At 62.6% G+C, this 12180-nt stretch carries 10 protein-coding genes; 1 reads left to right on the forward strand and 9 read right to left on the reverse strand.

Annotated elements, in window-relative coordinates:
• Positions 1-57: 57 nt before the first annotated feature.
• From argJ to BLR71_RS07235, 3 genes are all read right to left on the reverse strand, one after another.
• Positions 58-1281: a bifunctional glutamate N-acetyltransferase/amino-acid acetyltransferase ArgJ gene (argJ, locus tag BLR71_RS07225; RefSeq protein WP_092524603.1), complete on the reverse strand. Its 1224-nt coding sequence runs from the start codon at positions 1279-1281 to the stop codon at positions 58-60.
• Positions 1282-1329: 48 nt separating this feature from the next.
• The gene (gene secA, locus BLR71_RS07230; protein ID WP_092524605.1) at positions 1330-4068 is read right to left on the reverse strand and encodes a preprotein translocase subunit SecA; all 2739 of its coding nucleotides are present in this window, start codon (positions 4066-4068) and stop codon (positions 1330-1332) included.
• Positions 4069-4155: 87 nt separating this feature from the next.
• Entirely contained in the window at positions 4156-4500 is a 345-nt protein-coding gene (locus BLR71_RS07235; protein ID WP_092524607.1) for a hypothetical protein, read from the reverse strand.
• A gap of 64 nt (positions 4501-4564) precedes the next feature.
• Between BLR71_RS07235 and BLR71_RS07240 the strand changes: the two genes are divergently transcribed.
• Complete coding sequence (locus BLR71_RS07240; protein WP_092524609.1) at positions 4565-5068, forward strand: DUF721 domain-containing protein; 504 nt, start codon at positions 4565-4567, stop codon at positions 5066-5068.
• A 298-nt stretch (positions 5069-5366) separates the two neighbouring features.
• Here the strand turns inward: BLR71_RS07240 and lpxC are convergent, their stop codons facing one another.
• The 6 genes from lpxC to murC form a co-directional block, all read right to left on the reverse strand.
• Positions 5367-6278, reverse strand: a complete 912-nt coding sequence (gene lpxC, locus BLR71_RS07245; protein WP_092524611.1) for a UDP-3-O-acyl-N-acetylglucosamine deacetylase — start codon at positions 6276-6278, stop codon at positions 5367-5369.
• A gap of 115 nt (positions 6279-6393) precedes the next feature.
• Positions 6394-7569 carry a cell division protein FtsZ gene (ftsZ, locus tag BLR71_RS07250; protein ID WP_092524613.1) on the reverse strand — a complete coding sequence of 392 codons (1176 nt, stop codon included), beginning with the start codon at positions 7567-7569 and terminating at the stop codon, positions 6394-6396.
• 33 nt (positions 7570-7602) lie between these two features.
• Positions 7603-8874 (reverse strand): cell division protein FtsA, encoded by a 1272-nt coding sequence (ftsA, locus tag BLR71_RS07255; protein WP_092524615.1) that lies wholly within the window; start codon positions 8872-8874, stop codon positions 7603-7605.
• A gap of 214 nt (positions 8875-9088) precedes the next feature.
• Positions 9089-9799: a cell division protein FtsQ/DivIB gene (locus tag BLR71_RS07260; protein ID WP_092524617.1), complete on the reverse strand. Its 711-nt coding sequence runs from the start codon at positions 9797-9799 to the stop codon at positions 9089-9091.
• A 6-nt stretch (positions 9800-9805) separates the two neighbouring features.
• On the reverse strand, positions 9806-10750 hold the full coding sequence (locus BLR71_RS07265; protein ID WP_092525078.1) for a D-alanine--D-alanine ligase: 945 nt from the start codon (positions 10748-10750) through the stop codon (positions 9806-9808).
• 14 nt (positions 10751-10764) lie between these two features.
• A complete protein-coding gene (gene murC / locus BLR71_RS07270) occupies positions 10765-12177 on the reverse strand; it encodes a UDP-N-acetylmuramate--L-alanine ligase (RefSeq protein ID WP_092525080.1) in 1413 nt (470 codons plus the stop codon).
• Positions 12178-12180 lie beyond the last annotated feature (3 nt).

Consider the following 12180-nt stretch of genomic DNA (forward strand, 5'->3'; position numbering starts at 1 on the left):
ATAACGCGCGACCCGAGGCGCCCCGACTGAAGGCGCCCCGGCAACAGCAGGCCAGACCTAGCTGCGGTAGTCGGCGTTGATGGAGACATAGTCGTGGGATAGATCAGACGTCCAGACGGTAGCCTCGGCGTCACCGCGTCCCAAGCGAATGCGGATGGGAATCTCCTCGCCCGCCATCACGGCGCTGCCGGCAGCTTCCGTGTAGCCGTCGGCGCGTCCGCCCTGTTCGACCAGGCGCACATCGCCCAGGTCGATCACCACTCGGTCAACGTCGAAGTCCGCCACCGGGGCACGCCCCACTGCGGCCAGAATGCGTCCCCAGTTAGCATCCGAGGCATAGAGCGCGGTCTTGACCAGTGGCGAGTGCGCGACCGTGAAGGCTACGTCCAGCGCTTCTTGCCGCGAGGCGGCCTCTTCGACGTGAAGAGTGACGAACTTGGTCGCCCCCTCGCCGTCGCGGATGATCGCCTGGGCAAGCTCGACAAGCACCTCATCGAGGGCAGTACGGAAGGCCTCGAGCGCTTCGTCACTCTCGAGCGTCGCGCCCTGCCCGGTGGCCACCAGCATGCAGGCATCGTTGGTGGAGGTATCGCTGTCCACGGTGATGCAATTGAAGGAGCGGCTGACCCCTTCACGCAACATGGCCTCGAGCCGCTGCTGGGAAATGGCAGCGTCGGTCGCCACGAACCCAAGCATGGTGGCCATATTGGGCTGAATCATCCCCGACCCCTTGCTGATGCCGGCGATGTTGACCGTCTCACCATCGATGGTGAGCGTGCGGGTCGCGCCCTTGGGGCGGGTATCGGTGGTCAAAATACCCTCGGCGGCCGCTTCCCAGCCATCTTCGCGAAGCGCTTCGAGGGCCTGGGGCAATGCTCCCAATAAGCGCTCCATGGGCATCGGCTCACCGATCACCCCGGTCGAGAACGGCAACACCGCCTCACCCTCAACGCCGGCCAGTCGCGCGAGCTCGTCGCAGCTGGCCGTGGCATCACGCATGCCGGCGGCCCCCGTGCCGGCATTGGCATTGCCGGTATTGATCACGAAGTAGCGCGGGGCCAGGCCCTGCTCGCAGCGCATCGCCAGGTGGCGCTTGGCCACCTGAACCGGTGCGGCACAGAAGGCATTGCGGGTGAAAGTGCCCGCGACGCTGGCACCCTCCGGCACATCGATCACCACCAGATCGCGACGCCCCGGTTTCTTGATACCCGCACTAGCGGTGCCAAGACGCAGACCCTTGATCACCGGCATCTGCGGAAAGACCGTTTCACCCACTGCCATGCATTTACTCCCTCATTCGTTGCCCGCCGGCGGCGACGCCGGCAGCGATCAGTTAAGCGTGCCGTGACACTGCTTGTACTTCTTGCCGGACCCGCAGGGGCAAGGCTCGTTACGCCCCACCTTGGGCCCTTCGCGGCGCACCGGGCGCCCATCGCCACCCTCAGCGGGCTGCTCGTCAGGCGCCTCAGCGGTGCCTGCCACCGCCTCGTCATGGCGGCTGGCGGCGCTGGCCTGCTCGCGCGCCAGCGTCTCACGGCGCTGCTGTTCGAGTTCCTCGACCTCTTCCTGACGACGCACCTGGACATGGCTCAGGATGCGCGTGATATCGGCCTTGATGTTGCTCAAAAGCCCCTGGAACAGCTCGAAGGCTTCGCGCTTGTATTCCTGCTTGGGGTTCTTCTGGGCGTAACCGCGCAGGTGGATACCGCGGCGCAGGTGATCCATCGACTGAAGATGCTCCTTCCAGCGAGTATCCAGCACCTGCAGCATCACCTGCTTCTCGAAGCGACGCATCAGGGGTTCGCCGACGGCGGCCACCTTCTCCTCGTACAGCTTGCGGTGTGCTTCATGCAGACGCTCGCGCAACTGCTCTTCGCTCAGGCGGGCATCCTCGGCGGACCATTGCGTCACCGGGGTATCGAGGTTGAACTCGGACTTGAGGTGGCCCTCCAGCCCGCTCAGGTCCCACTGCTCGGGCAGGCTCTGGGGCGGCACGAAGTCGCTGATCGCCTCGTCCAGTACCTCATCGCGAATGCCCAGCACATTCTCGGTGACTTCTTCCGCCTCGAGGATGTCGTTGCGCTGCTCGTAAATCACGCGACGCTGGTCGTTGGCCACGTCGTCGTATTCGAGCAGCTGCTTACGGATATCGAAGTTGCGACCCTCGACTTTCTTCTGGGCGCGCTCGACGGCATTGGAGACCATCTTGTGCTCGATGGCTTCACCCCGCTCGAGCCCCAGCGCCTGCATCAGCCGCTGAACCCGGTCGGAGCCGAACAGACGCATCAGGTTGTCTTCTAATGACAGGAAGAAGCGCGTCGAGCCCGGGTCACCCTGACGGCCGGAGCGACCGCGCAGCTGGTTGTCGATGCGCCGCGACTCATGGCGCTCGGAACCGACGACGTGCAGGCCACCGGCGGCCAGCACGGCATCATGACGTTCCTGCCAGGCGGCCTTGATGGCTTCAACCTTGGCCTCGTCGGGGTTGTCGAGTTCGGCGACCTCGGCCTCCCAGCTGCCGCCCAGCATGATGTCGGTGCCACGGCCGGCCATGTTGGTGGCGATGGTCACCGCACCGGGGCGCCCGGCCTGGGCGATGATCTGGGCCTCGCTCTGGTGCTGCTTGGCGTTGAGTACGTTGAAGCTCATACCGGCCTTGCGCATCAGCCCGGCCAGGTACTCCGAGGTTTCGATCGAGGCGGTACCGACCAGCACCGGGCGACCGGCCTCGGTCTCGGCCTGTACATCCTTGATGATCGCCTCGAACTTCTCTTCGGCGGTCATGTAGACCAGATCATTCTGGTCACGACGGATCAGCGGCCGGTTGGTGGGAATCACCATCACATCCAGGCCATAGATCTGACGGAATTCAAAGGCCTCGGTATCGGCGGTCCCGGTCATGCCGGAAAGCTTGTCGTAGAGGCGGAAATAATTCTGGAAGGTGGTCGAGGCCAGCGTCTGGCTCTCGCGCTGCACGGTCACCCCTTCCTTGGCCTCGACCGCCTGGTGCAGGCCCTCGGACCAGCGGCGGCCCGGCATGCTACGCCCAGTATGCTCGTCGACGATCACCACCTGGCCGTCATCGATGATGTAGTCGATGTCGCGCTGGTAGAGATGACGCGCCCGCAGCGCCGAATGCATGTGTTGAAGCAGGTTGAGGTTCTGAGCAGCGTAGAGGGAGTCATCCTCACCCAGCAGCCCTTCGCCGCGCAGCAGTGCCTCGACCTTGTGGTGCCCTTCCTCGGTAATCTCGACCTGCTTCTGTTTCTCGTCGAGGATGAAATCACCAGTCGGCGGCATTTCATCGTCTTCGCTGTGCTCGCCTCGCACCAGGTCGGTCGCCAGGCGATCGACCACCTTGTAGAGCTCGGTGTTCTCTTCCACCGGGCCGGAGATGATCAGCGGCGTGCGCGCCTCATCGATCAGGATGGAGTCGACCTCATCGACGATGGCGAAGTGCAACCCACGCTGAACCTTGTCCTCCAGTGAGAAGGCCATGTTGTCGCGCAGATAGTCGAAGCCGTACTCGTTGTTGGTGCCGTAGGTAATATCGCAGGCATAGGACTGGCGCTTTTCATCGGAATTCTGGCCGGAATAGATCGACCCCACCGATAGATCCAGGCTTTCATACAGCGGACGCATCCATTCGGCGTCACGGCGCGCTAGATAGTCATTGACCGTCACCACGTGCACGCCCTTGGCAGGCAGCGCATTCAAGTAAACGGCAAGGGTGGCCACCAGCGTCTTGCCCTCGCCGGTTTTCATCTCGGCAATGCGGCCGGTGTTCAGCGCCAGACCACCGATCATCTGGACATCGAAATGGCGCATGCCCATGACACGCTTACTGGCCTCACGCACCACGGCGAAGGCCTCGGGCAGCAGGGCGTCGAGTGATTCACCCGCCGCCAGACGCTCGCGGAACTCGCCCGTCTTGGCGCGGAGGGCGTCGTCATCGAGGGCCTCGAACTGCGCCTCCATGTCGTTGATCTTGGCAACGACCTTGCCAAAGCGTTTGACCTCGCGGTCGTTCTTGGAGCCGACCACTTTGCGCAACAAATTATTGATCATGAAACGTCCGTTCTCTACCCAGTATCCGAATTCGGCCCTGGTACCTCATCAGGCACGGGCCCACTAACCGCCCAGGGGGCGGGCATATCAGACGACTGGGCAAGGAGGGCCACGGCGGGTCAGCACATCATGAGCGGCGGCGGGAACCCGCACCACCTGAGGTGGCAGTGGACGATGCGGCAACTGAAGGCGCCAGCGGCGCAGCGGCCGCCAGCGGCGCTGGCTCGCCTGGCGGCGGCTTTCAGCGCGAATGACCGCCGGCGCCAGCCAACAGATATGCACCACCCGTTCGACCAAGCGCACGCCATCGGCTTGCACCAGGCCCGCTGGCAACAGACAGCCCACCAGCAAGCCTGCCAACCACCAACGGGTGCGACGACGCGAGGCCGTATCGGCAGGCCGACTTGGGCTAGCGTTAGTAGAGCCGTTCATGCTGTTGGAGGTCTCGCGGGCATGATAGATTGCCGGTTATCGATTGGCGTCAAAAGTGCAGCCCATGAGTATAAAGGTTAAGCGTTTCCGCGCCCAGCCCGTCACGTCGCTGCTCGGCGGCCGTGGTGAACTCGGCGGCCTGATGCGTATGGCCAGCCTGATTGACCGGGCCCAGCAGGAACTGCGCGAACATCTTCCCGAGGAAGTCCGCGAACATGTGTTCGTGGGCGGCTACCGGGACGGCAAGCTGACCCTGATTACCGATCGCGCGGTCTGGCTCACCTGGCTGCGCTACGAACAGCCCCGATTACTGGAGCTGCTGAAACGTCGGCCGGAATTCGAGGCTGTGCTGGGCTTCACGCTCAAGGTCCGCCCGGTACGCCCGCCCAAGGCCCCGCCGCGCCATAGCAGGCGGCTTTCGACCAGTGCCGCCGGAGAAATTGCCAGCTGCGCCGAAGATACAGAAGATCCACGACTGAAACGCGCCCTCGAGCGCCTGGCCTCCCACGCCGACGACCACGATACGCCCAAGAACAGCGACACCGATAGCGACACGAACAACGACTAGTCAGCCGGGCTAGCCCGCCCCGGACGGCCCTCCAACACGTACTATCTATTCATCCTATTTCGCCCTATTCGTCTCGCCTCATCACGCGCCCGCCTATCCCCGAGCCCCATCCTGCAAGCTGTCGCTCGCACCCCGCCCTTATCGGCGTGTGCACGCGATGTACTCGGAGTGCCGCCTACCAGGAACCCACAAAAAACGCCGCTTCCCGTGAGGGGAGACGGCGTCAAGCAATATCGTCAGCCATGGCTATCTTGCCTGCCAGAGCGACGACTCGGCGAAGGGGCGCATGCCCCGGGCGTCAGGCCATGGCCGGCGCCGCGTAGGAGATCGGAGAGGTCTGATGAGCATCCTCGAAGGTCACCAGCTCCCAGGCGTCCGTCTGCGCCAGCATGGCACGACAAAGCTGGTTGTTGAGCGCGTGGCCGGACTTCACACCGCGGAACTCGCCGATCAGGCTGTGACCGAGCTGATAGAGATCGCCGATGGCGTCCAGCACCTTGTGCTTGACGAACTCGTCGTCGTAGCGCAGCCCACCATCGTTGATGATGCGGTAATCATCCACCACCACGGCGTTATCCAGGCTGCCGCCCAGCGCCAGATTCTGGGAGCGCAGGAATTCCAGGTCACGCATGAAACCAAAGGTGCGTGCGCGAGACACTTCCTTGACGAAGGAGGTGGTGGAGAAATCCACGACCGCGGTCTGGTTGCGCAGCTCCGAGACGGGGTGATCGAAATCGATGGAGAAGGAAACCTTGAAGCCGTGATGCGGAAGGAAAATGGCTTCCTTGTCACCATCGCGGACCACCACTTCGCGCTTGATGCGAATGAAGGTCTTGGCCGCCGCCTGCTCTTCGATGCCAGCCGACTGGATCAGGAACACGAAGGGACCCGCGCTGCCGTCCATGATTGGCACTTCACCGGCGCTCAGTTCGACAAAGACGTTGTCGATCCCCAAGCCCGCGAAGGCAGACATCAGGTGCTCGACCGTCGCCACCTTGACGTCACCCTGAGACAGGGACGTACAGAGCGCGGTATCGGTCACCAAGTTGGCGTTCGCCGGGATCTGCACCTCGGGGGAGAGATCGGTACGAACGAAGATGACGCCGGTATTGACCGGTGCCGGACGTAGGGTCAAACAGACCTTTTCGCCCGAGTGTAGACCCACGCCAGTGGCGCGAATGGTGTTCTTGAGAGTACGTTGCTTAATCATGGGCAGTCGCCGAGCCGTGATATGTAGTTATCAAACAGTGTTCACTATACCATCGAACGAATGTTTCAACAAAGAAAACTCACCCCGGCGAACGCTATGTCAACAATAGATTGCCTCAATCGGCCTGACGACGCAGAAATGCCGGGATATCCAGGTAGTCATCCATGTCCTTGGCCTTGCGCTGGTCGGCGCGGGCCTTGGCGGCTTCCTGGTCGGCCGTCTTAGCGGCCTGCTGGCGCATCACTGCCGGCTGTTGCTGCAGCGTGCGGTAATCGGAGGCCTCCGGACGTGACGCTGACGTTTCACGCGGCGCGGAGGCTGCCTTGGGGGCACGGCCATCGAGGCCCGCTGCCACCACGGTGACCCGCAGCTCGTCGGACATTTCCATATCGATGGAAGTTCCGACCACGATGGTGGCGTCCTGAGAGGCAAACTCCTGGACGGTCGCACCCACGTCATTGAACTCGCCGATGGACAGATCCGGGCCAGCCGTGATGTTGACCAGAATACCGCGAGCACCGTGCAGATCGATATCTTCGAGCAGCGGGCTGCGAATGGCCTTTTCAGCGGCCTCACGCGCACGGTTCTCGCCGGTAGCACCGCCCGTCCCCATCATCGCCATGCCCATCTCGGACATCACGGTCCGCACGTCGGCAAAGTCGACGTTAATGATACCGGGGCTGGTGATCAGCTCGGCGATGCCCTGGACGGCACCCAGCAGCACGTCATTGGCGGCGCTGAACGCGGTCAGCAGGCTGGCGCTCTTGCCAAGCACCGACAACAGCTTCTCGTTGGGAATGGTGATCAGCGAGTCGACGTGCTCGGAGAGCTCCTTCATGCCCTCTTCGGCCGCGCGCATGCGCTTGGGCCCCTCGAAGGGGAACGGGCGCGTCACTACGGCGACGGTGAGGATGCCGAGCTCCTTGGCCACCTGAGCGACCACCGGCGCACCGCCGGTACCCGTGCCACCGCCCATGCCGGCGGTGATGAACACCATGTCGGCACCTTCCAGCAGCTCGGCGATGCGCTCGCGATCTTCCATCGCGGCTTGGCGACCCACCTCAGGATTGGCACCCGCGCCAAGCCCCTTGGTGATCTCGCTACCGAGCTGGAGAACGGTCTTGGCGGCGACTCGCTTGAGGGCCTGAGCATCGGTATTGGCACAGATGAACTCCACGCCCTCGATGTTGCTCTCGACCATGTGATTGACGGCATTGCCACCGCCGCCACCAACACCGACCACCTTGATGACCGCACTGCTTGAAGGTGCGTTATCAACCAGTTCGAACATATGCCCCGTCTCCTGGACCGCATGCGGTCCGTGTCAGAAATTTCCTTTGAACCAGCCCTTGATTCTCTCTAGAGCCGGCATCGCTTCCTTGAATCCCCGGGAGACGTCCTCCCTCTTCGGCTGCGCCGAAACGACTCGACCCTGCCCCTGCCTGGCATCACGCATGCCGTAATGTAGCAAACCGACTCCTGTTGAATAAATCGGGTTACGCACCACGTCGGCGAGCCCTCGCACGTTTTGAGGGCAAGCGATACGCACAGGCATGTGGAAGATCTCTTCGGCAAGCTCCACCACGCCTTCCATGCGTGATGTACCACCCGTCAGCACCACTCCAGCCGCTACCAGGTCTTCGAATCCACTGCGGCGCAGCTCTTCTCGGACCAGCGTGAACAGCTCCTCGTAGCGCGGCTCGACCACCTCGGCCAGTGCCTGTCGCGACAGGTCACGTGCCGGACGATCGCCGACGCTGGGCACCTTGATCATCTCATCGCTTGCCGCCAACTGGGTCAGCGCGCAGGCATACTTGACCTTGATGTTCTCGGCGTACTGGGTCGGCGTACGCAACGCCATGGCGATGTCATTGGTCACCTGATCACCGGCAATGGGAATGACCGCCGTATGGCGAATCGCCCCCTCGGTGAAGACCGCGATATCGGTGGTTCCACCACCAATATCGACCATGCAGACACCAAGCTCGCGCTCATCTTCGGTGAGCACCGCATGGCTTGATGCCAGCTGCTCCAGAATGATCGCATCGACTTCGAGTCCGCAGCGCCGCACGCATTTCTCGATATTCTGGACAGCATTGAGCGCTGCCGTTACCAGATGCACCCGCGCCTCTAGGCGCACACCCGACATCCCCAGCGGCTCACGAATCCCCTCCTGAGTATCAATAGCAAACTCCTGAGGCAGCACGTGCAACACGCGCTGGCCTTCGGATATCGCTCTGGCCCGAGCGGAGTCAATCACCCGCTCGATATCAGAAGAAGACACTTCACGATCCTTGATGGCGACCACGCCATCGGAGTTCATCGAACTGATATGGCTACCGGCAATACCGACATACACCGAATGAATGTCGCAGCCGGCCATTAACTCGGCTTCCTCGACGGCCCGCTGAATCGATTGAACGGTCGATTCGATATTGATCACCACGCCCTTCTTCATCCCCCGGGAGGGATGCGATCCGATGCCGGCAATTTCGATGCCGCCATCGTCGCTGGGCTGACCGACGATCGCCACCACCTTGGATGTTCCGATATCCAGCCCGACTACCATATTGGAAGCGTTGGATTGTCCTGCCATGGGTCGGGAATACTCCTAGAAACTGTCCGGATGATCATCCGTGAATCTACAAAAAAGTTACATTGGGGCAATTATAGGAACAAGTACCCCACTTTCACCACCCCACCATAAAAAACCTGCCCCACAATAAGCGGTTTTTTCACGGAAAGAAATACCTAGAACTCCCAGCTGGCGGGAGCTGCACCGAAAAAAGGTGCTTGGCCTCATTAAATCTTCACGGCTCGACGGGTGCGGTCTCACCATGCCAGGCAACCGCTACGCCGTTGGGGTATCGCAGATCGATGTAGCGAATTTGCGACGCCTCGCTTCCCAATTGACGTCGCCAAGCGGACTCGAGTCGTGCCAGACGCGCATCCCGATCACTGCGACCGAGCATGATCCAGACACCGCTACCAAACTGCATGCGCCAGGCTCCTCGAGGTTCGAGGCGCAACTGGCGAATATCGACGCCCAGCGTCGCGAGCTGCTGCTGCAAACGGTCATAATAGGCGAGCACTTCCGCCCCACTTCCATCCGGACCGGCCAAGTCAGGCAGTCCCTCGGGGGGAGCCACAGAGCCAAAAGCGAAGGGCTCGCCGCGGGAATTGAGCAGTTCATCGTCGTGCCAGCGTGCCACCGGCTCCTGCTCGAAGAGCTCGAGGGTCAGGGCATCAGGCCAGCGACGCGACACCCTCACCTCATCAAGCCAACCGATATCGCGCACGCGCTGACGCAGCTCGCCGAGATCCAATGATAACCAGGATTGCCCTTCGACCAGCGGTGCCAGTTGGTCCCTCAGGTAGTCGGCGCTAACGTGGTCGAGTTCGCCGCGGATCGACACGCGCTCGATGGGGCGATCCAGCCACAGCCACATCACGCGACCGCCGGCTACCAGCAGCACGATAAACAGAATCAGACCCAGCCATGGCCCTCGGGAGCGTTCCATTGCCGGTCAGATTTCCCGCGCAGCGTTAAGGCTGCTTTCGAGAATGCGCAGCACCAGTGCATCGAAGCCAACACCTGCATGCGCCGCCGCCTGCGGCACCAAGCTATGATCGGTCATGCCCGGCACGGTATTGACTTCGAGCAGCCAGAACTGCCCGTCGGCATCACGCATCATATCAACGCGCCCCCACCCCTTAGCGCCGATAGCCTCGAAGGCGCGACGGCTCAAGTCGCCAAGCGCCGCTTCGTCTTCGCTAGAGAGCCCGCAGGGCAGGTGGTACAGGGTCTCGTTGGAAAGGTACTTCGCCTCGTAGTCATAGAAGCCGCTAGGGACTTCGACCCTGATCGCCGGCAGCACGCTGTCGCCAAGCAACGACACCGTATACTCAGGCCCTTGAACGAAGCGTTCCGCCATCACGGCCGCATCGAAACGCGAGGCGTCACGGTACGCTGCCTCGAGGGCTTCGGGGCTCTCGACGATGGAGATGCCAATCGTCGAGCCCTCATGCACCGGCTTGACGATCAACGGCAGACCCAGCGTCTCGCAGACGGACTGCCAGTCGGAGGCGGCATTCAGGGTCAGACTCTCTGGCGTGGGCAGCCCGGCATTGTGCCAGACGGCCTTGGTGCGCTGCTTGTCCATGCCCAGCGCCGAGGCCAGTACACCGCTGCCGGTAAAGGGGATCTCGAGCAGCGATAAGGCCCCCTGCAGGGTGCCGTCTTCGCCGACACCGCCGTGCAGGGCGATGAAGACCCGGTCCGGCGCCAGCGCCTGCAGGCCAGGAAGGCCACTCTCGGCCAGATCATAACCAATCGCATCGACGCCGCTGCGCTTGAGAGAGGCAAGGATTGCACTGCCGCTGATTAGCGACACCTCACGTTCGGCGGATGCACCCCCATAAACGACCACCACCCGACCAAAGCGCTCGGCGCCCACGTCTGGCTTCGTCATCATTGCATCATTGGTCATAGCACCACCTTATCGAGCTCGAGGCGTTGTTCGGCGAGACCCAGCGCGATTCCACCGACATCGCCGGCACCCTGGGTGATGAGGATATCGTCGGGACGCAGAATGCGCTTGAGCAGGTCGGGCAGTTCCGCCTTGTGCTCGACGAACAGCGGGTCGACCCGGCCACGCTGGCGAATCGAGCCGGCCAGGGTCTTGCCCTCGGCGCCGGGAATCGGCGTCTCGCCAGCGGCATAAACATCCAGCAATACCAGCGTATCGACCCCAGATAGCACTCGCACGAAGTCCTCGTACAGGTCACGGGTCCGCGAATAGCGATGCGGCTGATAGACCATCACCAGTCGCCGCTCGGGCCAGCCGGCACGGATCGCCCGAATCACCATGTCCACTTCTCGGGGATGGTGGCCGTAATCATCGACCAACATGACCTCGCCCTCACCGCTCGGCGCCGGAAATTCACCATGCACCTGGAAGCGGCGCCCGACGCCAGCAAAGCTGGCCAGGCCGCTGAGGATAGCGGCGTCGGAGACACCGGCATCGCAGGCAACAGCGATCGCCGCCAGGGCATTGAGGGCATTGTGTTCACCCGGCATCGCCAGGCGTACCGCCAGCGGCGACTGGCCGTCCGGGCGCAGCGCGGTGAAACGCACTTCACCGGCCTCCTGGACGAACTCGGTGATGCGGTAGTCGGCGTCTTCGCTGAAGCCGTAAGTGACGAACTGGCGATGCACCTGGCCCAACAGCCCACGCACGTGTTCATCGTCGATGCATAGCACGGCCAAACCGTAGAAGGGTAGATTGTGCAGAAACTCGACGAAGGTGCCCTTGAGGCGTTCGAAGTCTCCGCCATAGGTGCTCATGTGGTCGGCATCGATGTTGGTGACGATGGACACCATCGGCTGCAAGTGCAGGAAGGAAGCATCCGATTCGTCGGCCTCGGCGACCAGATAATCACCTTCGCCGAGGCGCGCATTGGTACCAGCGCTGGTCAGCTTGCCACCAATCACGAAGGTCGGATCCAGCCCGCCCTCGGCCAACAGCGTCGAGGTGATACTGGTGGTCGTGGTCTTGCCATGGGTGCCGGCCACCGCGATGCCGTGGCGAAAGCGCATCAGCTCGGCGAGCATCTCGGCGCGACGCACCACCGGCACACGGTGTTCCTGAGCCCAGCGAATCTCGGGGTTCGACGGGTCGATGGCGGTGGACACTACCACCACATCGGCCTGCTCGACGTTCTCGGCGGCGTGCCCCAGCGCCACGCGGATGCCGCACTGGCGGAGATGCGCCACCACCGTGGATTCCTTCACATCGCTACCGCTGACCTGGTAGCCCTGGTTGACCAGCACCTCGGCGATGCCGCACATGCCGGCGCCGCCGATGCCAACGAAATGAATGCGTCGGATGCGACGCATGCC

This window comes from Onishia taeanensis (assembly GCF_900100755.1).
GTDB classification, from domain to species: domain Bacteria; phylum Pseudomonadota; class Gammaproteobacteria; order Pseudomonadales; family Halomonadaceae; genus Onishia; species Onishia taeanensis.

Coding starts and splice junctions, on each gene's coding strand:
- BLR71_RS07265 (WP_092525078.1), bottom strand. CDS start 10,750: ATGACGAAGCCAGACGTGGGCGCCGAGCGCTTTGGTCGGGTGGTGGTC.
- ftsA (WP_092524615.1), bottom strand. CDS start 8,874: ATGGCAGGACAATCCAACGCTTCCAATATGGTAGTCGGGCTGGATATC.
- secA (WP_092524605.1), bottom strand. CDS start 4,068: ATGATCAATAATTTGTTGCGCAAAGTGGTCGGCTCCAAGAACGACCGC.
- lpxC (WP_092524611.1), bottom strand. CDS start 6,278: ATGATTAAGCAACGTACTCTCAAGAACACCATTCGCGCCACTGGCGTG.
- BLR71_RS07260 (WP_092524617.1), bottom strand. CDS start 9,799: ATGGAACGCTCCCGAGGGCCATGGCTGGGTCTGATTCTGTTTATCGTG.
- argJ (WP_092524603.1), bottom strand. CDS start 1,281: ATGGCAGTGGGTGAAACGGTCTTTCCGCAGATGCCGGTGATCAAGGGT.
- murC (WP_092525080.1), bottom strand. CDS start 12,177: ATGCGTCGCATCCGACGCATTCATTTCGTTGGCATCGGCGGCGCCGGC.
- BLR71_RS07240 (WP_092524609.1), top strand. CDS start 4,565: ATGAGTATAAAGGTTAAGCGTTTCCGCGCCCAGCCCGTCACGTCGCTG.
- BLR71_RS07235 (WP_092524607.1), bottom strand. CDS start 4,500: ATGAACGGCTCTACTAACGCTAGCCCAAGTCGGCCTGCCGATACGGCC.
- ftsZ (WP_092524613.1), bottom strand. CDS start 7,569: ATGTTCGAACTGGTTGATAACGCACCTTCAAGCAGTGCGGTCATCAAG.